At 65.4% G+C, this 23188-nt stretch carries 21 protein-coding genes; 10 read left to right on the forward strand and 11 right to left on the reverse strand.

Translation table 11 applies throughout. From position 1 onward, the window contains the following. Positions 1 to 9: 9 nt before the first annotated feature. The 3 genes from hutX to XI05_RS17105 form a co-directional block, all read right to left on the reverse strand. Entirely contained in the window at positions 10 to 519 is a 510-nt protein-coding gene (gene hutX, locus XI05_RS17095; protein WP_260382168.1) for a heme utilization cystosolic carrier protein HutX, read from the reverse strand. A gap of 29 nt (positions 520 to 548) precedes the next feature. After that, positions 549 to 884, reverse strand: a complete 336-nt coding sequence (locus XI05_RS17100; RefSeq protein WP_271503690.1) for an antibiotic biosynthesis monooxygenase family protein — start codon at positions 882 to 884, stop codon at positions 549 to 551. Between the two features lie 136 nt (positions 885 to 1020). After that, positions 1021 to 3417 (reverse strand): TonB-dependent hemoglobin/transferrin/lactoferrin family receptor, encoded by a 2397-nt coding sequence (locus tag XI05_RS17105; protein WP_271503693.1) that lies wholly within the window; start codon positions 3415 to 3417, stop codon positions 1021 to 1023. A gap of 262 nt (positions 3418 to 3679) precedes the next feature. Here XI05_RS17105 and XI05_RS17110 point away from each other — a divergent pair, with 262 nt between their 5' ends. The 4 genes from XI05_RS17110 to XI05_RS17125 are packed head-to-tail and all read left to right on the forward strand — an operon-like array spanning position 3680 to position 6721. Then, on the forward strand, positions 3680 to 3886 hold the full coding sequence (locus XI05_RS17110) for a hemin uptake protein HemP (protein ID WP_246504594.1): 207 nt from the start codon (positions 3680 to 3682) through the stop codon (positions 3884 to 3886). Between the two features lie 5 nt (positions 3887 to 3891). Beyond that, positions 3892 to 4842 (forward strand): heme/hemin ABC transporter substrate-binding protein, encoded by a 951-nt coding sequence (locus XI05_RS17115; protein ID WP_271503696.1) that lies wholly within the window; start codon positions 3892 to 3894, stop codon positions 4840 to 4842. Further along, positions 4839 to 5924 (forward strand): FecCD family ABC transporter permease, encoded by a 1086-nt coding sequence (locus XI05_RS17120; protein WP_271503699.1) that lies wholly within the window; start codon positions 4839 to 4841, stop codon positions 5922 to 5924. Before XI05_RS17115 ends, XI05_RS17120 begins: the two co-directional genes overlap by 4 nt. Then, positions 5921 to 6721, forward strand: coding sequence for a heme ABC transporter ATP-binding protein (locus XI05_RS17125; RefSeq protein WP_271503702.1), 801 nt, complete (start codon positions 5921 to 5923; stop codon positions 6719 to 6721). Before XI05_RS17120 ends, XI05_RS17125 begins: the two co-directional genes overlap by 4 nt. Before the next feature lie 166 nt (positions 6722 to 6887). Here the strand turns inward: XI05_RS17125 and XI05_RS17130 are convergent, their stop codons facing one another. After that, positions 6888 to 8567: a mucoidy inhibitor MuiA family protein gene (locus XI05_RS17130; RefSeq protein WP_271503707.1), complete on the reverse strand. Its 1680-nt coding sequence runs from the start codon at positions 8565 to 8567 to the stop codon at positions 6888 to 6890. A gap of 180 nt (positions 8568 to 8747) precedes the next feature. After that, a complete protein-coding gene (locus XI05_RS17135) occupies positions 8748 to 9356 on the reverse strand; it encodes a response regulator transcription factor (protein ID WP_271503710.1) in 609 nt (202 codons plus the stop codon). Between the two features lie 201 nt (positions 9357 to 9557). Here XI05_RS17135 and XI05_RS17140 point away from each other — a divergent pair, with 201 nt between their 5' ends. Beyond that, entirely contained in the window at positions 9558 to 10586 is a 1029-nt protein-coding gene (locus XI05_RS17140) for an AraC family transcriptional regulator (RefSeq protein ID WP_271503713.1), read from the forward strand. Between the two features lie 2 nt (positions 10587 to 10588). Here the strand turns inward: XI05_RS17140 and XI05_RS17145 are convergent, their stop codons facing one another. Next, on the reverse strand, positions 10589 to 11800 hold the full coding sequence (locus XI05_RS17145; RefSeq protein WP_271503715.1) for an NnrS family protein: 1212 nt from the start codon (positions 11798 to 11800) through the stop codon (positions 10589 to 10591). Between the two features lie 129 nt (positions 11801 to 11929). Here XI05_RS17145 and XI05_RS17150 point away from each other — a divergent pair, with 129 nt between their 5' ends. Next, positions 11930 to 12640 carry a Crp/Fnr family transcriptional regulator gene (locus tag XI05_RS17150; protein WP_271503718.1) on the forward strand — a complete coding sequence of 237 codons (711 nt, stop codon included), beginning with the start codon at positions 11930 to 11932 and terminating at the stop codon, positions 12638 to 12640. Positions 12641 to 12746: 106 nt separating this feature from the next. Here the strand turns inward: XI05_RS17150 and XI05_RS17155 are convergent, their stop codons facing one another. Together XI05_RS17155 and hemN are read right to left on the reverse strand one after the other, a co-directional pair. After that, positions 12747 to 12944: a DUF1858 domain-containing protein gene (locus tag XI05_RS17155; protein ID WP_271503720.1), complete on the reverse strand. Its 198-nt coding sequence runs from the start codon at positions 12942 to 12944 to the stop codon at positions 12747 to 12749. A gap of 241 nt (positions 12945 to 13185) precedes the next feature. After that, positions 13186 to 14538: an oxygen-independent coproporphyrinogen III oxidase gene (gene hemN / locus XI05_RS17160; RefSeq protein ID WP_271503723.1), complete on the reverse strand. Its 1353-nt coding sequence runs from the start codon at positions 14536 to 14538 to the stop codon at positions 13186 to 13188. Positions 14539 to 14702: 164 nt separating this feature from the next. On the opposite strand from hemN, the gene XI05_RS17165 reads away from it, so the two are divergent. The 3 genes from XI05_RS17165 (at position 14703) to XI05_RS17175 (ending at position 17932) form a co-directional block, all read left to right on the forward strand. Beyond that, the gene (locus tag XI05_RS17165; protein ID WP_271503725.1) at positions 14703 to 14903 is read left to right on the forward strand and encodes a hypothetical protein; all 201 of its coding nucleotides are present in this window, start codon (positions 14703 to 14705) and stop codon (positions 14901 to 14903) included. A gap of 301 nt (positions 14904 to 15204) precedes the next feature. After that, on the forward strand, positions 15205 to 16230 hold the full coding sequence (locus tag XI05_RS17170) for a Fe(3+) ABC transporter substrate-binding protein (protein WP_271503728.1): 1026 nt from the start codon (positions 15205 to 15207) through the stop codon (positions 16228 to 16230). A 115-nt stretch (positions 16231 to 16345) separates the two neighbouring features. Next, positions 16346 to 17932, forward strand: a complete 1587-nt coding sequence (locus XI05_RS17175) for an ABC transporter permease (RefSeq protein WP_271503731.1) — start codon at positions 16346 to 16348, stop codon at positions 17930 to 17932. Positions 17933 to 18181: 249 nt separating this feature from the next. Here XI05_RS17175 and XI05_RS17180 read toward each other — a convergent pair whose 3' ends face one another. Together XI05_RS17180 and XI05_RS17185 are read right to left on the reverse strand one after the other, a co-directional pair. Continuing rightward, complete coding sequence (locus tag XI05_RS17180) at positions 18182 to 18832, reverse strand: 3-oxoacid CoA-transferase subunit B (protein WP_172784730.1); 651 nt, start codon at positions 18830 to 18832, stop codon at positions 18182 to 18184. A gap of 18 nt (positions 18833 to 18850) precedes the next feature. Continuing rightward, the gene (locus XI05_RS17185) at positions 18851 to 19558 is read right to left on the reverse strand and encodes a CoA transferase subunit A (RefSeq protein WP_271503733.1); all 708 of its coding nucleotides are present in this window, start codon (positions 19556 to 19558) and stop codon (positions 18851 to 18853) included. A gap of 288 nt (positions 19559 to 19846) precedes the next feature. Between XI05_RS17185 and XI05_RS17190 the strand changes: the two genes are divergently transcribed. Continuing rightward, on the forward strand, positions 19847 to 21745 hold the full coding sequence (locus XI05_RS17190) for an AsmA family protein (RefSeq protein WP_271504007.1): 1899 nt from the start codon (positions 19847 to 19849) through the stop codon (positions 21743 to 21745). Between the two features lie 19 nt (positions 21746 to 21764). On the opposite strand, the gene dctA is transcribed toward XI05_RS17190, so the two are convergent. Further along, the gene (dctA, locus tag XI05_RS17195) at positions 21765 to 23150 is read right to left on the reverse strand and encodes a C4-dicarboxylate transporter DctA (RefSeq protein ID WP_271503737.1); all 1386 of its coding nucleotides are present in this window, start codon (positions 23148 to 23150) and stop codon (positions 21765 to 21767) included. Between the last annotated feature and the right edge of the window lie 38 nt (positions 23151 to 23188).

A 23188-nucleotide genomic window follows, 5' to 3' on the forward strand; every position in this document is an offset into this window, starting at 1 on the left:
CGAAGCAAACTAGAGTGCGGGCGCGATCCGGTCGGCAAGCTGCCGGAACCGTGCCAGCTGATCCGCCCGCAGCGCCCTGGTCTCGTCGCGGCCGACGAAGACCTTGAACATGATGCCGCCGTCGGCGTTCACGAAGGCGACGAAGGCCGAAACCTTGCCCATGAAGGGCCGCTCGACGAAGGCAATTCCAGCGCAGCGCTCGTGGCGGAGATGGCCGTGCAGGCCCTTCGGCTGCATCAGGTTGAAATAGCCGCGGCCGACCTCGCCCGCTGGGATCGATCCCGTGAACTCGAAGATCGCGTCATCGGTGTGCACGATCAGCGTCACCTCGCCCCATTCCGAAATGTCCTGCATGGCGGCGGCGAAATGCTCGCCGCCTCCCATGCGCACCATGGACGGCGGCAGCGCCTCGATCACCGCGCGCGGGGTGACCTTGCGCTCGCGCGCAACGTCCTCGACCACCGCGCCGGGATTGTCGGCCATGTACGCCTTGAGATCGGCGAGTTCGGTGCTCAGCATGTCCGGCTTCCTTTCGTGATCGGCCGCGATCAGGCCGCCGCGCTCGCCTTGCGCTCGGTCATGATGACCTCGAAGCCTTCGAACTTCGGATGACCGAGATAGAGGCTCTCGCCGGTCTTGTTGTCGGCGCGCGCATGAGCGCGGCGGAATTCCTCCGAGCGCGTCCAGGCCTCGAAAGCCGCCTTGTCGACCCACACGGTATGCGAGGAATACAGCGTGTGGTCCTCGGCGACCGGCCCCTTGAGCAGATGGAATTCGACGAAGCCCGCCATGCTGCCGAGATAGGACTCCCGGGTCCGCCAGACGGTTTCGAACGCGGCTTCCGAGCCGGACTTCACCTGGAAACGATTCATGGCGATGAACATTCGACTTTTCTCCTGTGACTTGTAGATCGGCAATTGCCGATTGGATATTTCATAACGGATCGAAAGCCACGCTGACGCATCAGCGTGGCTTTCGAGATCAGCTGGGCATCCCTGGAGAGAACCTCCGGTCTCTCCCTCAGGTGCCGCCAAAGTGGTACTTGAGACCTCCCTTGATCACGAGCCCGGCACCGGCGCTCGCCCACTTCACGTCATTTTGCGTGTCGCCCGTGCTACCGACCGGAATGGCGTACGGCCGATAGTAGCGGTTGAAGAGGTTCTCGACCGAGAAGTTGAGCGTGAGATCGCGCGTCGGGTGATACTGCGCGTAAAGATTGACGAGATCGTACGAGGTCGCCGGCGTGTAGGTCCTGGGGATGTCGTAGTTGGCGATTGCCGACGTCCACATCATCGAAAGGATGAGGGTGCGGTCGAGCAGACGCACGCCGGCCGTCGTCGTGATCTTCTGCGGCGGAATGCTGTAGAGGCCGAAGCCGGTCTGGAGATTCTTTCCGCTCTGATAGGTCCCGGAGAGGCCGAAGAACCACAGGTTCGCGTCATACATCGCCTCGGCCTCGACGCCTTGAATGAGCGCGGACGCCACGTTCTGATACTGCAGGAACGGGAGCACCGTGATCGACGGTGCCGGTGGCGGCCCGGTCGGGACCACGAGCGGGTTTCCGTAAGCGACCTGATCGATGAAGTCGCTGATGTCGTTGCGGAACACGTTGATCTTGCCGCGCAGCGTGTCGCCCGCCGTGAACAGATCGTTCTTCTTGATGTTGAAGCCGATCTCCTTGTTCTTGCCGATCTCGGGGCGCAGGTTTGGATTGGGCACGAAGCAGAAGGTCGAATCCGCGCCCGGTCCCGGCGTGCCCGACGGACAACGGAAGAACGAGTCGTTGACCGTCGCGCCGGCATGTGGCCCGCTCACCAGCGTCTCCGTGATCGAGGGCGCCCGATAGCCTTCCGCGTAGCTGGCATAGGGGGTCACCACCGCGGTCGGAACGAGAGCAACGGTGATCTTCGGCGAGAGGCGATCGCCGCCCGACGACGACGACGCCGAGGAAAGCTGATAATTGTCGTAACGGAGCGCACCGATCACCTCGAGCATCGAGGTGTAGTTCGCCCTCCACTGCACGAAGCCGCCCGATACCGTGCGCTGACCGCCGGGGGTCGTGACCTCGGATGTACCGGTCCTGTCTTGAGATGACACCTTGTCCTGGAACGCATCCAGACCGTAAGTCACCGCGTGGCGCCAGCTTCCCGTTTCGAAGCGCGTCGTGTTGTGCACATCGATGCCGATTGTATCGAGCAGGTATCCGCGATTGCTCCCGATGCATCCCGAGACGGCGTTGCCGGGCACGCCGCCGCAATAAACGGAGGGCGTCGCAGTGGTGTGCCCGGTCTTGATCTGGTCGTTCTCGGTGCGATTCCAGTAGATCTTGGCATCCCAGTCGAACCACTGATCGTCCGGCTGCGAGTATTTCCAACCGAGCGTCGTGGTGTAATTCTTCACGTTGGACGCGTAGATGGACGTGCCGCTCAGGTTGTTTGTGCCGTTCGCATTGGTCGAATTGGGATCGCCCGCGCGCCGGGGCGGCTGGCCCACACTGAAGATGTCCTCCTGGAAGATGGTACCGAGCTTGACTTCGTGGCCGTCGGCCGGACGAATCGTCAGCTTGGCGATGCCGCTGCTCAGACGGTTGCCAGTGTTTGCGACCTCGAAGCCTGTACCGTCCTTGTAGCTCTCCTGAGTCGAATAGGTCCCCCCTGCGAATACGTCGACATTGGGGTTGACGTGAACACCGCCAAAGGCGGATCCGAGTGCACGTCCGTAGTTGCTGCCGAGGATGGTTTTCACGTCGACGCCCCAGCGCTCTCCCACGCGGACAACGTCCTCGATGTCCTTGGTGCGGAACGAGGCCACGCCGCCGATCGCACCGGAGCCGTAGATGCTCGCGGTCGGCCCGCGCACGATGTCGATGCCGCTGATCAATTCCGGATTGAGGAAGAACGAACCATTGGCGAAGTGGCCGGTGCGCTGGTAGTTCTGCCGCGCGCCGTCGACCACGACGGCAACGCGGCCGAAATCCTGGAGGCCGCGGATGTTGATCGAGGTGGCCGGATCATCGCCGCGATTCTGAACCCAGACGCCGGGCAAGTTGTATATGAGATCGCCGATGGTGCTGGCTTGGCGGGATTCGATCTGCTCGGACGACACGACGCTGACCGGCGCCAGCGCGTCGACGGCGCGCTCTTCCGTCTTGCTCGCCGCAGCCGTGATCGTGTCGAGCACCTGAACGGGTGCCGTGCTGCCAGCCTGGGCGCGCGCATTCAGAGCGTCAGGCGTCGGCTGCTGTGCGACTTGCGGCTTCGCAGGCTTGCGCTTGGCCTGTTTCGGTCGTTCGGAGGACGCGTTTTCACTCTGCGGCGATGCGGTCTGCGCGAGACTGCCTTCCGCCGTCATTGCCGCAATTGAAACCACCGACGCGCCCAAAATCAGGGCGCGCGAATACCTAGCCCCGTCAGCCATATCAGCCCCAGCTTGCACTTCACTTTAGTTTTTGATGTCGTCTGGCTGGCGTGCGCTCGCAACGCGAGCGACTGGCTGGCTGATTGTCTCGAGAGGCGGGCAAGTTCCCCGCTGCCAGAAATGGTTACGTGGCAACACTCTGACGGTCAATGACATCAGGTTGCAGTTTATATCGATTGTAAACTGCGAACGTTGGAATGCGCTTGGCGCCGCCTATACAAACGGGCGGTACTCCAAGTTCCGAAAGCGCATCACACCGACTATGTCAGCAACATCAGGAGACAGCAGCGGCAGCGCGGCAGGGCCGGCACAAAGCCCTTCTGCAACAACGCGAACGCTCACCATGCGCGGGAGCCGCATCGACAGCCGCGAGCTGTTTGCCGCCGAGCGCGAGATCATCATTGCGCATGGCGAGGACAGTTATCGTCTCCGCCTGACCTCGCAGAACAAGCTGATCCTGACGAAGTAATTGCAATGCCATTTTGCCGCACCCTCGCCAGTCTTCTGCTCTCCGGTGGAATCGCGTTCGCGTCTGCTGCGCACGCCGCGGGCATCACCGTGCACGACGCGCGCAATCGCGACGTCACTGTTGCCGATTTTGCCCGCACGGTGTCGATCGGCGGCGCCATCACCGAGATCCTCTATGCGCTAGGATTGGAAAGCCGGCTGGTCGGCGTCGACACAACGAGCCTTTATCCGGCGGCGGCGCTGCACGACAAACCCAATGTCGGCTATATGCGCCAGATCTCGGCCGAGGGCGTGCTCGGACTCAACCCGACGCTGATCCTGGCGATCCAGGGCTCGGGCCCGCGCGAGACGATGGACATCCTGGAGACGGCGAAAGTGCCGCTGGTGCTTGTGCCCGAGACCTTTTCCGAGGACGGCCTGATTGCGAAGATCAAGCTGGTCGGTCACGCCATGGGCGTCGATGCGCGTGCCGAATGTCTCAGCGCCGCGGTCGGCGCCGATCTTGCGCAGCTCCGCGCGCTGCGCGCCAAGGTGACGAAGCCGGTGCGCGTGATGTTCGTGATGTCGCTCCAGAACGGGCGGGCGATGGTGGCGGGCCACAAGACCGCGGCGGACGAGATCATCCAGCTGGCGGGCGCGGCCAACGCGGTCGACGATTACGACGGCTACAAGATCATCGGCGACGAGGCGATCGTGGCCGCAAAGCCCGATGTCGTGCTGTCGATCGAGCGCGGCAAGGAATCGCTGCAGGCCGATGCAGTCTACACGCACCCCGGCTTTGCGCTGACGCCGGTCGCGGCCAACAAAAGCTTCATCACCATGGATGGGCTCTATCTGCTCGGCTTCGGGCCGCGCACCGCGGCGGCGGCGCGCGATCTCTCGGTCAAGCTCTACCCGGCCCTGGCTGCGGGCGGCGCATTCACGTCGGCGCTGTCGACGGCGAATTGCCGGCAATGAGCGCGGCCGTCGGGTTCGAAGCACGGGGCCCGCGACGCAGCGCGGGACGGCGGGCCGCATCGTTCGCGATTCCCCTTCTGCTCGTGGTGCTGGTGATCACCGCAATCGCCGCCCTGACGGTCGGCGCCGCCGGCATCCCGCTCTCCCGGCTGCCTGCCGCGCTGGGCTTGGCCGGCGAAAGCACGGCCATGACGGCACGCGACCAGCTCGTTCTGTGGTCGATCCGCATTCCCCGGATCGCGGCGGCCGCGATGATCGGCGGCCTGCTTGCCGCGGCCGGCGCGATCATGCAGGGGCTGTTCCGCAACCCACTCGCCGATCCCGCCCTGGTCGGTGTCTCCAGCGGCGGCGCGCTCGCGGCCGCAAGCGCGATCGTCTTCACCGATTCCCGCTTCGGCGAGGCGCTGCGCTTTCTCCAGACCGAGCTGTTGCCGCTGGCGGCCTTCGCGGGCTCGCTGGCGACCACCGCAATCCTCTACGGCATCTCCAGCCGCTCGGGGCGCACCTCGATCGCGATCTTCCTGCTCGCCGGCGTCGCCATCACCGCGATCGCCAATGCGGGCATCGGGCTGCTGGTTTTCATCGCCGACGATCGCCAGCTGCGCGACATCACGTTCTGGATGCTGGGCTCGATGAGCGGCGCGACGTGGACCAAGACCGCCGTGCTCGCGCCGATCCTCATCGCCGGTCTAGCGGCCTGCGCCTTCATCGCCCGCGGTCTCGACCTGCTGGTGCTCGGCGAGGCCGACGCCTTTCACGGCGGCGTCGATGTCGAGCGCCTGAAGCGGATCTCGATCGTGATCGTCTCGGCCATGACCGGCGTCGCGGTGTCGATCAGCGGCGTCATCGGCTTCGTCGGCATCGTGGTGCCGCATCTGCTCCGTCTCGTCATCGGCCCGGCGCATCGCCTGCTGCTGCCAGCCTCGGTGCTATCAGGCGCGATCCTGATGGTCGGCGCCGACACGCTGGCACGCACCATCGTGGCGCCGGCGGAGATGCCGATCGGCATCCTGACCGCGGCCGTCGGCGCACCCGTCTTTCTCTTCATCCTGCTGCGGCAGCGCGGGCTCGCCGCGCTATGACCGCGGTGCTCGAGGCACGACACTTGGGCAAGCGCGCCGGCCGCGCGACATTGCTCGACGGCGTCGACCTGACGGTCGCGGCCGGCGAGATGGTCGCCATCATCGGCCCGAACGGCGCCGGCAAGTCGACGCTGCTGCGGCTGCTCTCCGGCGATCTCCGTCCGAGCGCCGGCGAGGTGCGGCTCAAGCAGCGCGACATCGGCAGCTTCACGCCGCGCGAGCTCGCCGCGCGCCGTGCCATGCTGTCCCAGCACATCAACGTCACCTTTCCCTTCACCGTCGAGGAGATCGTGCTGATGGGCGCGGGAGAGCGCAGCTTGCGCGAGGCTGGCCCGCTCGTCGATGCCGCGCTGGACGAGGTCGGCCTGTCGCATTTCCGCGAGCGGCAATTGCCGACGTTGTCAGGCGGCGAGCAGCAGCGCGCCCATTTCGCCCGCGTGCTGGTGCAGCTCGCCTGCGGCGAGGCCGAGCATGGTCCCGGCCTCCTCCTGCTGGACGAGCCGACCTCGAGCCTCGATCTGCGTCACCAGATCGACCTCGTCGAAGCGGCGCGCCGCCGAGCGGCTGCAGGCACCGCCGTGATCGCGATCCTGCACGATCTCAATCTCGCGATCCGCTTTGGCGACCGACTGGTCGTGCTGGCCGGCGGCAGGCTCGCCGCGGACGGCCCCCGCGCCGATGTCGTCACGCGCGAGAGGATCCGGGATATTTTCGAGATCGACGCGCTCGTGCATCAGGCTGACGGCGTGCCGTATGTGCTGCCACAGACGATGCGGGCGGTACACACTGGAATTTAGCCAATCCTGTTTCTGCAAAGACGGTGCGCTCCCTCCCCCGCTTGCGGGGGAGGGTTGGGGAGAGGGTGTCACCACAACGGGACAATCCCCTAGAGGTGAGAGCCCTCACCCCGGCCCTCTCCCGCAAGCGGGAGAGGGAGCGCACCTCCTTGTGACGCGGCCGGGGCTACCCCGCCGGCACGATCACCATGCTCTTGTCCTTCGGCCAGCGGACGCGCCAGGCGAAGTTGATGTCGCGGGCCTCGCCGGGCTTGGCGTCGAACGACCATTCCAGCACGCCGCGCTTGTCGCGGATGTTGGTTGCGGTCGGCTGGGTGCTCGAGGGCAGCAACTCGACGACGATGTCCTCATTCTCGCTGACCGGCAGCTGATCCTCGATCGCGACGCGAATCGGGAAATCATGGCCGTTGCGGATCGTGGTCTTGAACGAGCGCTCGTCGGTCTTCGACGTGGTGACCAAGAGGCCGGCCGAACCTTCGTTGCGCTTGAGCACGGCGCGCTCGATCTTGACCTTGTCGTCGGCGCCGAAACCGAGCCGCACGATGTCGTCCTTGGCGGACGCCGTGATCTTGCCGCGGCCGACGAAGGTACCGTCGCGGTAGATCGCGACCTTGCCCGGCAGCAGCGTCGTGTCGTCCGTCTGCTTGAAGCTGGCTTCGAGGAACGCGGTCGGATCCAGCACCGGCGCGGCGCGCACCGCGAGATCGGCGGGCACGTTCACCGAAGCGATGCGGAGGCTCTTGGCGCCCTCGGCGGCGCCGAGGCTGACGCGGCCGGGAATCCTGAAGGTCGCCTGGAAGTCGCCGATCTCGGCGATGGCCTGCTGTTCGTCCGCCCGCTCGCGCGACTCGGCCGCCTCTGCGATCTTGGCCATGGCGGGCGATTGCGCCTGGCGCGTCATTGGCGCGGGTCGCGCCAGATCGGAGACCGAACCTGCTGCCAGCGGCTTCGGCACTTGTGGATATTGCGCGATCAGCGAATGCAGCTCCGGCGCACTGCCGCCGCGGCTGATGCGCACGGTGGAGACGCCGAGCGTCACGTTCGACCAGTCCTCGCCGGTGGATTGCGTCACCTCGGCGCGACGAACCAGTTCGAGCTGCGGCTTGCGATCCTTGGCGCCGGTGTCGAGCCGGGCGTCGTAGAGCGGCACCCAGCGCGCGTTGCGCACGGCATAGGTCACGCGCAGTGTCGCCTTGGTCGCGGCGGCCGAGGCGACATCGATCCGCACTTCCAGCTTGCTCGGCGGCTTGGCCGAACGCTCGGCTTCCAATTCCGCGATCTGGCGGTCGAGCTCGCGCTGTTTTCGCGTCGCATCGCGAATTGCGCTGTCGGCGGTCGCGACCTCCTCGGCAATTGCGGCAAAGGCCGTGCGCCATTCGGCGATCGGGCGCGCCTCGCCCTTCTCGCCGAGGCCGGCCGGCGAAGCCTCTGCAAAATGCTGCGCGAACCTGCGCCGGGCATTGGCCGAGTCGATCGCACCCTGCAGATCGGCCCGTTGATCCCTCAGCGCTTCGATGCGCTTGTCGAGCTCGGGCTGGTTGACCGGCGGCGCGGCCTTCGGCGGGCGCGCATCGATCGTGCCGATGGTGAGCTTGGCACCCGCCTCGCCTTCGACACGGAGGGACGACGGATCGAGCGAGAGCGGGAAATCCTTGGCGACCAGCGTCGAATCGCCGGAGGCGAGATCGAAGGAAATGACTCGCGTGACGGTGGCGCCATCGGGATAGACGATGACCGTGTCGATCGTCGACGTGGCGTCCACGTTGGCCGCCCATGACGGCGATGCGAGGGCCGTGGTCACCAGGACCAGGCCCGTGGTTGCCAAATATCTGGCGGTGATGCGCATGAAGTCCCTCCTGCCGGTATCGCCGCGCCGCCAGCCGGACGCGCGCGATGAAATGCCTCGCCATCGTGGTTGGACGCGGCAGGGAAGGAACTGGTTCGATTGAGGTTTCCATGGGGCGCCGCCGCGGCGGCACCATGGCCGCGGAACGCTCGGATGGTCCCGGCAGCTTCAGGCCTGGGCCTACGAGCCCTGGCCGAAGATGCGCCGGAGCAGATCGGTGACATTCTTGGCGCCGGCCTTCTTGAGGATGCCGGCGCGGTAACCTTCAACCGTCCGGGCGCTTAGATTCATCCGCCGGGCGATCCCCTTGTTGGTGAGGCCGGCGGCAAGATGCTCAAGCACGTCGGCTTCCCGCGCGGTCAGAGGTTCGCAGCCCGGCAGCCAGCGTTGCCGGATCGCGCTGGGCTGCGCGAATTCATCGATGGCGGCATCGATCCGGCCGACGATGTCGTGGGTGCGGAACGGCTTTTCGATGAAGTCGGTCGCGCCGCTCTTGATGGCGTCGACCGCCATGGCGATGCTGCCGTTCGCCGACGTCACCAGCACCGGCGCCATGCAATTCTCCTCGCGCAGCCGCCTGAGCACGTCGAGAGCGGAGCGATCCGGCGGCATCTCCAGCAGCACACAGGCCGGCATGCGGGCCTTGGCTTCCAAGAGCAGGGACGCGCCATCGGCAAAGCAGATCACGTCATAGGCGCTCTGCTCAAGCGCGGCGGAAAGTTGTTCGCGGAAGGCGGCGTCAGTGTCGATGACGAAAACCTCCCCCTTGGAAAGCATGTTCCCCGGCATAGTCCCGATCCAGCAATGTCTTGGTCAAATGGCCCGAGACGGCCGGAGGCTCCGTCGCGCCCCGCCGTCGTGCGCACGGCATTCACGCCAGTGCTTCGGTTTCTCTTATGTATGCGCCACCCGGTTCCCGGATTTGACGGATTGAGACAGAAACTTTACATTTCGGGACATCTGCGGGAATGGCTGGCAGGAACGGGTCGCATGACCGACCTCATTCGCAGCGCAGGCTTGAGCTATTATCCCGAGGTCGCCCGGTCGGTCGGGCTCGACCCCAACCAGATGATGCGCAAGGTCAGGCTGCCGCTGGCCTGCCTCGACAAGCCGGACATCCCCATCGCCGTCACCGGCCTGCGCCGCCTGCTCGAATTATCGGCAGAGGCGTCCGGTGCCGAGGATTTCGGCCTGCGTCTCGCCGAGCGCGGCGGCCTCACCAATTTCGGCGCGGTCGGCCTGATCGTGCGCGAACAGGCGACCGTCGGCGAAGCAATCGAGGCGTTCTCGCGTTTCATCCACGTCCATCATGACGGCATGCGGCTCGACGTCAGGCGTGACAAGCGAACCGTGATCCTCACGCTGCATTTGCGCGGCCGGCAGCCACGCGCACCGCGGCAGTCGATCGACATGGCGCTCGGCAGCGTCCACCGCATCATCCAGTCCCTGTTCGGCGGCGATTGGCGGCCGCTGGAAGTGCGCCTGCATTACCCGCCGCCACTCGACCGCAAGCGCTACCGCGACTTCTTCGGCTGCCGGGTGACCTTCAATGCGGATGACGATGCGATCCTGTTGTCGGCGCACGACCTGGAGCGCCGGATCCCGAGCGCGCATCCCTTGATCGCGAATTACTTGCGCAAGCGGATCGAGGCGATCGAGAGCAGACCGTCCAGCTGGGAGGCGAAGGTCGACGAGGTGGTGCGCACTCTGCTCGCCAGCGGCGATTGCACGGTCGAGCGCGTCGCCGAGCATCTGGCCTGCACGCGCCGCACCATCCACCGGCGCCTCGCCGCATCCGCCACCAGCTTCTCGGCCATCCTGGACGCGCAACGCGCCGATCTCGTGGTCCAGCTGATCGAGGATCCCGCCCGGCCGCTGGCCGACATCGCGGTGCAGCTCGGCTTCTCCGCGCAGAGCGCCATGGCGCGCTGGTTTCGCGGCCGCTTCGGCTGCACCATCACCGATTGGCGCAAGGGCGTGCGGCCTCTGTCAGCACAGCCCTCGGCGACTGCCGCCTGAATTCAGCGCGCGGGAGCGGGCACGCCCATCGTGGCGAGCGCCCGCCGCCCGCTGCCGGCGAGCAGCGGGGCGAACGCGACGGCAAATCCGAGGAAGGCGATGATCCAGCCGCAGGCGGCAATGTGCAGCAGCACATCGTTATACGCGGGCGACGCGACGGCACCGACGCGGGCCAGGGCCGCGATGACGATCGCAGCATAGATTCCCTGGATCGCGGGCGAAGCCGTCAGCGCCTGTCCGGTATGGCCGAGGCTCGCGCGGGTCATCACCGCGAGCGTCATCGTTCCCGCCGCACCTGCCATCCAGGCGTGGATGCCGGCGCTTGGCGGCAGCTCGCCCAAGGCGGCCACGGCATTCAGGATGAAGCCGAGCGGCACGAAGACGTAACCGACATGCAGGATCAGCAGCAGCCGCTCGCGCGTGGTGCGATCGCCGGCCCAGCGTGCAAGCCGAACCAGATGCAGCACGCCGACCACCGCCATCGCGACGCCGGTGATCATGTTCAGCGGCGCCACGATCCACGCAATCAGCGCCAGCGCGCTCAAGCCGATCACCGCGCCGTCGAATCGTCCGAACGGCACCGGCAGGCGGCCGGGATTGAACTTGACCAGCCAGTTTCGGGTGAAGCTCGGAATGATGCGCCCGCCGATCAGGCCGATCAGCAGAATGACCACGCCGATGCCAACGCGGATGCTGACGTCGGCCGCGCCTTCGAAATGCGTTTCGACGTGGAAGGCGACGTTGCCGGCGAGCAGAACCAGCACCAGCCCCACCACGGGCAGGTTGCGCCAGTTGCCGCCTGCGATGATCTCGCGCGTCGCGGCGGCAACGACCAATGCCAGGAACGCGGCATCAACGACCAGCGCAAGCGCCCAGCCGGTATTCGCCGACACCGTCACCACGACACGCCCGGCAAGCCAGACCGCCAGCAACGCCGCGAGCGGCCCGCCCTGGATCGGCAGGCGCCCCGTCCAGTTCGGGATGGCGGTGAACAGGAACCCGGTGATGACAGCCGGCAGGAAGCCGTAGAGCATCTCGTGGATGTGCCAGTCGCGCGGCGCGAACGCGGAGCTCACCGACAATTCGCCGTAGAACATCGGCAGCCAGGCCAGGATCGACAGCGCCGCCTGGATTGCGGCGAGCAGGAAAAAGGGGCGAAAGCTGTTCGCAAACAGCGGCCAGCCCGCAAAGTTGCGGGATCGGGCGCCAGCCATGGTGTCAACTCCAATCAATTCAGACCGTTACCTGGAAAAATACTGCCGCCGGGCCGCCTCGTTTTGCGCTAACGCAAACTCGTTGACGATTGCAGGTGCCATCACACTCCCTGATGCCAAGGAGGCAGAATGGCCAAGGTCGACACATCGCTGGTTGCGCATTTGCCGCTGTTTGCGGGGATGACGCCGGAAGCTCTCGACGAGATCCTGCGTGAGGCCCGCTCGGCACCCTATCCCAAGAACAGTGCGATCTTCGAGCAGGGGGCGGACGCGCAGTCCTTCTTCCTGCTGCTGCACGGCCATGTCCGCGCGGCCAAGACCACGCCGGCCGGCGAGCAGATCGTGGTGCGCTATGTCGCGCCCGGCGAGACGTTCGGACTCGCGATGGCGATCGGAGCCGCGCGGTATCCGGCGACGGCGATGGCGGTCGACGACAGCGTCGTGCTGATCTGGCCGAATTCGGCCTGGCCGCGCCTGGTCGAGCGGTTTCCGGCGCTTGCCGCCAACACGCTGCAGACCGTCGGCACCCGGCTGCAGGAAAGTCACACCCGCATCCTGGAAATGTCGACGCAGCAGGTCGAGCAACGCATCGCGCACGCGCTGCTGCGCCTCGCCAAGCGGTCCGGCAAGAAGCTCGACCACGGCATCGAGATCGACTTCCCGATCAGCCGCCAGGACATCGCGCAGATGACCGGCACCACGCTGCACACCGTCAGCCGCATCCTGAGCGGCTGGGAGAGCCAGGGCCTCGTCGAGAGCGGTCGCCAGCGCATCATCCTACGCGAGCCGCACAAGATCGTGGTGCTGGCGGAGCGGAGCGCCGACAGCGGCGCGGCGTGAGAACTGACGCCTCTTCCCCGAAGGAAGGGATGAGGCGCGCTTCCGCTTACGGCGAAAGCGCGCCCTCATCCGGGAATCCGCGCACACCTGCGCGATTCCTGCCGTTTCAAGCCGGCACACACTCGCTCAGCGCGGCGAGAAACTTCTCACGGTCGATGCCATGCTCGCGGCAGGCGTCATCGACCGTGTGGAAGGTCGCGATCGGACAGCCGACGCAAGCCATCCTGAAGGCGAGAAACACGCGGATCGTGTGCGGCGCCGATTGCATGATGTCGTCGACCAGATCGTCGGATCGGAAAGGCATGGCCAACTCCATTCCGATTGACGATAGCGGCGCGGGACCGAGTTTCTTTGTTGGAGCGCAAGCTGGCTTGTCATTCCGGGGCGCGCGTAGCGCGAACCCGGAATCCATCGTGCTGCGGATGACACGGAACAATGGATTCCGGGCTCGCGCCATCCAAGTCGGCTGTTGCCGACTTGGATCTTCGAATTGCCGAACTCGGGTAAACCCGAGTTCGGGTGGCGCGCCCCGGAATGACACAGGGCTACACCGCCCGACTGTGCAATTGCTTGCCCGGATCCAGATGCGCGTCGAACGCGGCGGCGACACTGCGGACCAGGAAGCGCGAATCCCCGGCGACGGCGAGCCGCTCGCCGTCCAGCCTCACGACGCCGTCGGAGATCAGCGGCTTCAGACGAGACGCCGCTTTCAGCATGGCGCCGGCCTCCGCGCCATGGCGTGCGCAGATGTCGCCGAGATCGGCACCGAACTCGCACATGATGCGTTCGATGATGTCGGCGCGCAGCCGGTCGTCATCGGTGAGGCCATAACCCTTCGCGGTCGCGAGGCGGCCGGCCGCGATGCTCTGCGCATAGCCGCCGATCTGCACCTCGTTCTGGACATAGCCCTGCGGCAGGTGCCCGATCGCGCTGGCGCCGAAGCCGAGCAGGACTTCGCTCCGGTCGGTGGTGTAGCCCTGAAAGTTGCGCCGCAGCGTGCCCTGCTCGAACGCCACGGCCATGGCATCGTCGGGCCGCGCGAAATGGTCGAGCCCGATCTGCACGTAACCGGCTTCCTTCAGCGCATTGGCGATGGCGCAGGCCTGATCGTGGCGCGCAAGGCCGTCGGGCAAGACGGCCTCGTTGATCATGCGCTGGTGCTTCTTGAACTGTGGCACGTGAGCATAGCCGAACACCGAGAAGCGGCTGGGCGCGAGCGCGAGGCTGCGCCGCACCGTCTCCAGGCACGAGGCCATTGTCTGGTGCGGCAGCCCGTAGATCAGGTCGAAATTGATGCCCTCGATCCCGGCGCCGCGGAGCATCTCGACCACGGAGGCCGTCTGCTCGAAGCTCTGCACGCGGTTGATCGCCCGCTGCACCACGGGATCGAAGCTCTGCACGCCGAGGCTTGCGCGGCTGACGCCCGAGAGCCGCATCGCCTCGACCATGTCTGCGGTCAACGTGCGGGGATCAATCTCGACCGCGATTTCGGCCGAAGGCAGCACGAAGAATTCCTGGCGCATCGTCGCCATCAATTCGGCAAAGGCGTCCGGCGCCATGATCGTCGGCGTACCGCCGCCGAAATGGATGTGCTCGACCTTGATGCGGTGGCCGATGGCTTCGGCGGTCAGCGCGATCTCGCTGCGCAGCATCCGCTGGTAGCCGGCGACGAGATCGTCGCGGCGGACGATCTGGGTGTGGCAGCCGCAATACCAGCACATCTCGCGGCAGAACGGCACGTGCAGATAAAGCGAGGCGCTGGCGGCCACGGGCAGTTCCGCCAGCCAGCGGGCATAGGTGTCCGGACCGATCGCGGGCGTGAAATGCGGTGCGGTCGGATAGCTGGTGTAGCGTGGCAGGCGTTCCTCGCCGTAGATCGCCGCAAGATCAGCTCTCATGAGTTACCCATTCGAAAACGTCCGCCGCGTGCAGACATCGCGGCAAATCACGGAATGAATTCAGATAACCCGGATCCGCGGCAGCGACTTTGCGCTCGCGCAAAGCGCGAGGGCCCCGTCTCGGCCATGGTGAGCGATATTCGCGGCCATCCGGAGCGTTTGCCATGGGGCTTTTCGCACTCGAACTCATTCTCTCCCTGCTCGACGTCCGCGGCCATATCCCGCGTTTCGACGACTTCCGGCCCGCGCCGGCCGCGCCTGCCCCGGTCGGCGTGGTGCGCGCCCTGGTTGCCGCAATCGCCGTCTTCGTCGCGCTGGCGCTCGCGATCTTGGGATTGGTCTGGCTCGCCGTGAATCCGCTCTGACCGGCCGTTCGCCAAAGCCTCCTTCGCGATCTCACCCACGTGCGCACGAGCCGAGACGATCGAGATCGTCCTCCAACTTGATATGCAAGCCAGTTGCGCTGAGGTGGCGTTCAAGACGAGGCCGGCAAGATCATAGGGGCGGCCATCGTTCTCCATACCTTCGGCTCAAGCATTAGAACGAGTCTAAAAGGTACTTTGGAATTGCTCTAAGCTCATGCCGTCGCGACATCGCGTCGCTGACTTTGTTCCAACGCCTGCGCTACTCAATCGGCGTTCAATCGCGCGCCTGGGAGCAGCCCTTATGATCTATCTTCGCGTCCTCGCCGCGTCTGCGGCGGTGTTGAGCCTGACCACGTCTTTCGTGTCGGAGGCAGCCGCCAATGGCGAGGTTAACGTCTATACCTACCGCGAGACCAAGCTGATCCAGCCGCTGTTCGATGCGTTCACCAAGGACACGGGCATCAAGGTCAACGTCGTCTCCGCAAGCTCCGGTCTGGAGCAGCGCATGAAGGCGGAAGGGGCCAACAGTCCGGCCGACGTGCTGCTGACGGTGGACATCGGCCGCATCGACGAGGCCGTGCAGGCCGGCGTCACCCAGCCGATCAAGTCGGAGGCGGTCGACAAGGTCGTGCCGGCGCAGTATCGCGATCCGGACGGACATTGGGCCGGGATCTCCATGCGCGCGCGCGTGATCTATGCCTCGAAGGATCGTGTCAAGCAGGACAAGATCACCTATGAGGAGCTCGCCGATCCCAAGTGGAAGGGCAAGATCTGCATTCGCTCGGGCCAGCACATCTATAACAACGCGCTGTTCGCGGCCTACGCGGCCAAGTACGGCGAGGCCAAGGCCGAGGAATGGCTGCGCGGCGTGAAGGCCAACCTCGCGCAGAAGCCGTCGGGCGGCGATCGCGAAGCCGCGCGTGACGTCGCCGCTGGCAAATGCGACATCGGCATCGGCAACACCTATTACTGGGCGCTGATGATGAACAACGATCCCGAGAAGAAGCCGTGGGCGGAGGCGACCCGCGTCATCCTGCCGACCTTCGAGGGCGGCGGCACTCACGTCAACCTCTCCGGCGTGCTGCTCGCCAAGAACGCGCCCAACAAGGCAAACGGCATCAAGCTGATCGAATGGCTCGTGAGCGAGCAGGCGCAGCAGATGTATGCCGACCAGAACTACGAATATCCGGTTCGGAGCGGTGTCGCCGTCAACGCGACCATCGCGGGCTACGGCAAGCTCGGCCCGGATCCGTTGCCGATCGCAAAGATCGCCGCCAACCGCAAGGCTGCGGCCTCGCTGGTGGACAAGGTCGGCTTTGACAACTGATCTCTGGCGGCCCACGTCTCTTACACTGGGAGAAACTTCGGACGCACGGCCTCGCTCGAGACGCCGTGCCCACGCCGGGCGCGCCGCAACCGCAATCGCGATCGCAACCGCGATCATGGTCGCGGCGCCCGTGATCTCGATCGTTTCGCTGGCTCTGCAGCCGGCGCCCGATGTGTGGCACGACCTGATCAGCTACGTGCTGCCGGCCGCCCTGCTGGATACCGCGCTTCTGCTCGTCGGGGTCGGCGCGGTCACACTACTGATCGGCGCCGGCACTGCATGGGTGATATCGCGCCACGATTTTGCCGGCCGGGGCATGCTCCTGTGGCTGATGCCGCTGCCGCTGGCGATTCCGACCTATCTTGCGGCTTACGTCTATGCCGACCTGTTCGAGCCGCTTGGCCTCGTGCACCGCACCCTGGCGATCTGGCTGCCGCTGCGCGATGCACTCGGCCATCTGCCCAACCTGCGCTCGCTGCTGGGCGCCATCTTCGTGATCGGGCTCGTGCTCTATCCTTACGTCTATCTGTCGGCCCGCGCGACGTTCCAGGTTCAGTCTGCCGAATTTGCCGAAGCGGCCAAGACGCTGGGCGCCGGCCGATGGACCGTTTTCTGGCGCGTTTCACTGCCAATGGCGCGGCCGGCGCTCGCGATCGGCGTGGCGCTGGTCGCGCTGGAAACGCTCAACGACATCGGAGCCAGCGAATATCTCGGCATCCGCACGCTGACGGTCTCGATCTTCACCACCTGGCTCAACCGCGGCAGCCTTGCCGGTGCGGCACAACTGGCATGCCTGATGCTTGCGATCGTCGCCGGCCTGATCGCGATGGAGCGTTACGGCCGTCGCAACGCCAGCACCGAGTTCTCGGCCGAAAGCCCGCATGTGAGGCAGCGAACCCCGCTGTCGGGCGCAAGAGCGTCGATCGCGTTCGCGGTTTGCGCGCTGCCGGTGCTGATCGGCTTCGTGGTACCGCTGCTCTATCTGGCGCATCAGGCTCTCGGTCGCGGACTGCTTGCAAATTTCGACCCGCTGCTGTGGCGCCACACCTTCCATTCGTTTGCCTTTGCAGGGCTCGCGACGCTCATGGCGCTGATGCTTGCGCTCGCTACGACGATCGCGCACCGCTTGCGGCCGGATCCTCTGCGATATGTCGCGCTGAGCATCGCGCAGGCCGGACACGCGCTGCCGGGTCTCGTCATCGCTCTCGGCCTGCTCACCCCGGTCCTGGCGGTCGACAATGCGCTGAGCGCGGTCGCGACCTGGACCGGACGTTCCCTTCCCGGGCTGGTCCTGGTCGGCTCCGGGATGGCCGTCGTGATCGCCTACACGATTCGTTTTCTGGCTGTGCCGGTCGGCATGATCAAGGCCGGGTTCGACAGCATTCCCAGCGACTATGACGAGAGCGCGCGCGCGGTCGGCGCAGGCCAGGCAGTCATCTTGAGGCAGATCTATCTGCCGTTGCTCCGGCCCGCGATGCTGGGCGCCGTCATCATCATGTTCGTCGACTGTCTGAAGGAGCTCCCGGCAACGCTGCTCTTGCGGCCCCTCAACGTCGAAACACTGTCGACGTCGATCTACCAGTACGCAAGCCGCGGCAATTTCGAGGACGGCGCGCTGGCGGCCCTCCTGATCATCGTCGCCAGCATCGGCCCGGTTGCCTGGCTGACCCGGTTCTCCGAAGTGCCGAGCGGCCCCGCTTGACGGGATGCCCCGTCGGGGGAGGCCGTGCGAGCTGGCTGTCGCAAGAGCGGCAAGGCCTATCGCCCGCCGAGGGAGAAATTGGAGGAGGAGCCGCTGCAGCACACGCCGGTCATTGCGAGCGCAGCGAAGCAATCCAGACTGCCGCCGCGGAAAGATTCTGGATTGCTTCGCTGCGCTCGCAATGACGCTGTTGAGAGAGCTGCGCGCAACAAACTCAACCGTCATCACCCGACTTGATCGAGTGATCGCCTACGTGTTCTTCAGCGCGACGCGAAATTCGGCTTCCGTCTTTGCCTTGACCTCGTCGAGCGAGACGCCGTCGGCGAGCTCGATCAGCGCCATGCCACCGGTGCCATGCTTGTCGATGGTGAAGACGGCGAGATCGGTGACAACCATGTCGACCACGCGTTCGCCGGTCAGCGGCAGGTTGCACGTCTTCAGGAGCTTCGGGCCGTCCTTGGCCGAATGCTCCATCACCACGACGACGCGCTTGACGCCGGCGACGAGATCCATCGCGCCGCCCATGCCCTTGACCATCTTGCCGGGGATCATCCAGTTGGCGAGATCGCCGTTCTGGGCCACCTGCATGGCGCCGAGGATCGACAGATCCATGTGGCCGCCGCGGATCATGCCGAAGGAATCCGCGCTCGAGAAATACGAGGTCGAGGGCAGCTCGCTCACGGTCTGTTTGCCGGCGTTGATGAGATCGGCGTCTTCCTCGCCCTCATAGGGGAACGGCCCCATGCCGAGCATGCCGTTCTCGCTCTGCAAGGAGACGTCCATGCCGTCGGGGATGTAGTTCGAGACCAGCGTCGGGATGCCGATGCCGAGATTGACGTAATAGCCGTCGCGCAATTCCTTCGCGGCGCGCGCGGCCATCTGTTCACGGGTCCAGGCCATATGAGTCTCCTGTTGCCCTTAAGCGGCGGTACGCGGGCGGGTGTTGCGGAATTCGATGCGCTTCTTGGCCGTGCCGACCTCGACGATGCGCTTCACGAAGATACCGGGCGTGTGGATGTGGTCGGGATTGAGTTCACCGGCGGGAACCAGGTGCTCGACCTCGGCCACCGTGATCTTCGCGGCGGTCGCCATCATCGGGTTAAAGTTGCGCGCGGTCTTGCGGTAGATCAAGTTTCCGGCGGTGTCGCCCTTCCAAGCATGCACGATGGCGAGGTCGGCGAACAGGCCGCGCTCCATCAGGTACTTCTCGCCGTCGAATTCCTTCACTTCCTTGCCTTCGGCGATCAGGGTGCCGACGCCGGTCTTGGTGTAGAAGGCCGGGATGCCGGCGCCGCCGGCGCGGATGCGCTCGGCCAGCGTGCCCTGCGGATTGAATTCGAGTTCCAGCTCGCCGGCGAGGTATTGCTGGGCGAACAGCTTGTTCTCGCCGACATAGGACGAGATCATCTTCTTGATCTGGCGGGTTTCGAGCAGGCGGCTGAGGCCGATCCCGTCGACGCCGGCATTGTTGGAGACCACCGTCAGGCCCTTGACGCCGGAGTCGCGGATCGCGTCCGACAGCTCCTCGGCGATGCCGCAGAGGCCGAAGCCGCCCGACATGATCATCATGTTGTCTTTGAGAATACCGTCGAGCGCCGACTTGGCGTCGGGATAGACCTTGTTCATGCAAAAAACCTCGACTGAACCTTGGGCTGGCGGGCGTCGCGCCTCATTGGCGGCGATTATTAGGCGAAATCGTCCGAAGCCGTCAATGATACGGGGTTCTCCGCTCCGCCCCCGGGTGATAGAAGCTGCCCATGCCGTGGGCATAACCGTGCAGCGGCCTTGAAAGCGTCAAGAAAACCCATCAAGTTGCGGCACTTAACACCATAGGATCTGGGCGTCGGCACGCAAGCTTTCGCGGCCCGCCCTTCTGGCTCCAACGACCAACCCGATCAGGACATGCCATTGACCATGGCCCAAGGAATGAAGCGCCTCGGGACGCCGATCGCGGCGCTGCTCGGCATCGCGCTGATCGCCCTGATCGCGACCTCCTGGCTCATCAACCGCGACGCGCTGCGCAAGGCGGTCGAGGCGCAGATCCGCGACGTCACCGGGCTCGAGCTCAATGTCGCCGGCAGCATCGACATCTCGGTGCTTCCGGCGAGCTACATCTCCTTCCGCGACGTCGGCCTCAAGGGCGGCGGTAACAGTGCTCCCGCGCTCCAGGTCGACGTGCTCACCGCGAATTTGCGGCTGCTGCCGCTGTTGCTGCAACGTTTCGAGATCGCCGACCTGACGCTGCTGCGGCCGCGCATCCACGTCAGCCTCCAGCCGGACGGCGAGAGCAACTGGACGCCCTTCATCCAGACCATCGCGCGCACCATGAAGCCCGGGGCCGAGAACCAGGTCTCGTTCTCCGAAATCCGCATCCAGGACGGCGTGCTCGATTACGAGGACGTTGCCACGCATGCCACCGAGAAGCTCGAGGACATCGACCTGTCGCTGGCCTGGCCTTCGATCTCGCGCTCCTTTGCCGCGACCGGGCAGTTCGACTGGCGCGGCGAGCGCGTCGACGGCTCGATCAGCTTCTCCGATTTCGTCGCCGCCCTCTCCGGCGACCGCTCCGGCCTGAAGGCGCGCATCGCCAGCGCGCCGCTCAAGCTCGCCTTCGACGGCAGCGTCGCCAACCGTACCAGCCCGATGATGGAGGGCACGCTCACCGTGGACAGCCCGTCCTTGCGCAACGCGCTGCGCTGGACCGGACAGCCGCAGCCCGGCAGCGGCGGCTTCGGCCGCTTCGTGCTGAAGGCGCGCGCCAACGTCGTCGGCGCCTCGATCGCGCTCACCAATGTCAATGTCGAGCTCGACGGCAATGCCGCCGAGGGCGTCATGACCTACGCCAATAACGGCCGGCAGACGCTGCAGGCGACGCTCGCCGCCGACGCGCTCGACTTCACGCCTTATATCTCGACGTTCCGCCTGCTCGCGAGCGGCGCGCGCGACTGGAACAGGCAACTGTTCGATCTCAACGGGTTGTCGACCACCGACCTCGACATGCGCCTGTCGGCGGCCAAGCTGACGGTTGGGCCGACCAAGCTCGGCCGCACCGCGATCGGCGCCAATGTGCGCAATGGCACGCTGGCGCTCTCGGTCGGCGAGGCGCAGGTCTATGGCGGGATCGCAAAGGGCTCGTTCGGCATCGCGCGGTCCGATACGGTCGCCGACATCAAGGCGCAATTCCAGTTCACCGACGTCGATCTGCAGGCCTGCGCCACTGAGCTGTTCGGCCTCAACAAGCTGTCCGGTCGCGGCAACATCAACGTCTCGCTCTTCGCCTCGGGCTCTAGCCCGTTCGGCCTCGTGCAGTCCCTCGACGGCAGCGCCACCGTGACCGGGCACAACGGCGCGATCTCGGGCTTCAATGCCGAGCAGCTGCTGAAGCGGCTGGAGCGACGGCCGCTGTCGGGTGGCGGCAATTTCCGCAACGGCTCGACGCCATACGACAATCTCACCATCTCGGTGAAATTCTCCGACGGCATCGCCACCGCCGAGGACATCCGCATCGAGGGCCCGGCGGCCAAGATCACGCTGACCGGCACCGCCTCGGTGCCGGCGCGCGAATACGACATGAAGGGCGTGGCGAGCCTCAACACGGCGTCCGGCTTTCAATTGCCCTTCATGGTGCAGGGCCCCTGGGACGATCCGCTGATCTTTCCCGATCCCGAAAGCCTGATCCGGCAGTCGCCTGCAGCGTCTCCCTTCCTCGATCTCCTGAAGCAGCGCATCACGGGAGGCGGAAAGCGCCCCGATGGATCGCCGACTGCTGAGAATGGCAAGGAAAACGCCAAAGAAAACGCCAAGTCCAACTGAGGCAAGATCCGGCGCGGCCTCACGCGGCCGATTGGGTCGTCGAGATCCAGCTCTTCTCTCCCCGCTCCAGGGGCGCTGCAGCGATCGTCGGCGCGGCCGCGACCGCAGGCGTGCTGCCCTGGCCGAGTTCGCGGGCCAACACCTCGCGGTCACAGGCGTTCTCCCACAGCGAAATGGTGATGGACGCGACGCAATTGCTGATCATGCTGGTCAGCGCCCGCGCCTCCGACATGAAGCGGTCGATGCCGACGAGCAGTGCCACGCCCGTCACGGGCAGATCCGGCATCACCGAGAGCGTCGCGACAAGCGCGACGAAGCCGCTGCCGGTGACGCCGGCCGCCCCTTTGGACGTCAGCAGCATCAGCCCGAGCATCGCGGCGATCTGCCCCCACGACAGGTGAATGTCGCAAGCCTGCGCGATGAAGATGGACGCCAGGGTGAGATAGATGGCGCTGCCGTCCAGATTGAAGGAATAGCCCATCGGCAGCACGAGCCCCGAGACGCCTTTGCGGCATCCGAGCTGCTCCAGCTTGCGCAGCGCACCCGGCAGCGCCGGCTCCGAGGACGAGGTGCCGAGCACGATCAGCAATTCTTCCTTGAAGTAGCGGATGGTCTTCCACAGGCTGAAGCCGTTCAGCCGCGCCAGCGTGCCAAGCACGACCACCACGAACACGGAGCAGGCGAGATAGAAGGTCAGGATCAGCAGTCCGAGCGAGCCGATCGAACGGATGCCGTAGCGGCCCACGGTGAACGCCATGGCGCCAAAGGCGCCGAGCGGAGCGAGCTTCATGATGAAGCCGAAGGACACGAACAGCACGTGTGAGAACGAGGCGACCGCCTTTGTCACCACCACACCTCCGTCCCCGGCGCGGCTGAGGCCAAAGGCCATCAGGATGGAGATCAGCAGGACCGGCAGCACTTCACCGTCGGCGAACGCTCCAAAGAACGAATGCGGGATGATGTGCAGCATGAAGTCCGTAAATCCGGTCGCGCTGGCCTGCTTGGTGAATTTCGCAGCCACCGACGGATCGAGCGTGCTGACGGAAACATGCATGCCGACGCCCGGCTGGATCAGCCAAACGGCCACCAGCCCGGCCAGCAATGCGAGCACGGTCAGCAGGTAGAACAGCGCCATGGATTTCACCAGCGTGCGGCCGACCTCGCGGGAATCGCTGATGCTGGTGATGCCGCTCACGATGGTGCAGAATACGATCGGCGCGATCATCATCTTGACCAGCTTGACGAAGCCGTCGCCGAAGGGTTTGAGCGCGGCACCGAATTCAGGCCAGAAATGGCCGGTGAGGACACCCAGCACGAGGCCCATCAGCACCTGGACATACAGAATCCGGTAGAAGGGCTTTCCCGCCTCGGTGTTGGCGTGGCCAGCCAGCGCTTCCTTGTGCATTCTCATCTCTCCCATGGCTCTGTTTTTTTGTGATGGCT

The sequence above is a fragment of the Bradyrhizobium sp. CCBAU 11357 genome (assembly GCF_028128865.1).
Lineage (GTDB): Bacteria > Pseudomonadota > Alphaproteobacteria > Rhizobiales > Xanthobacteraceae > Bradyrhizobium.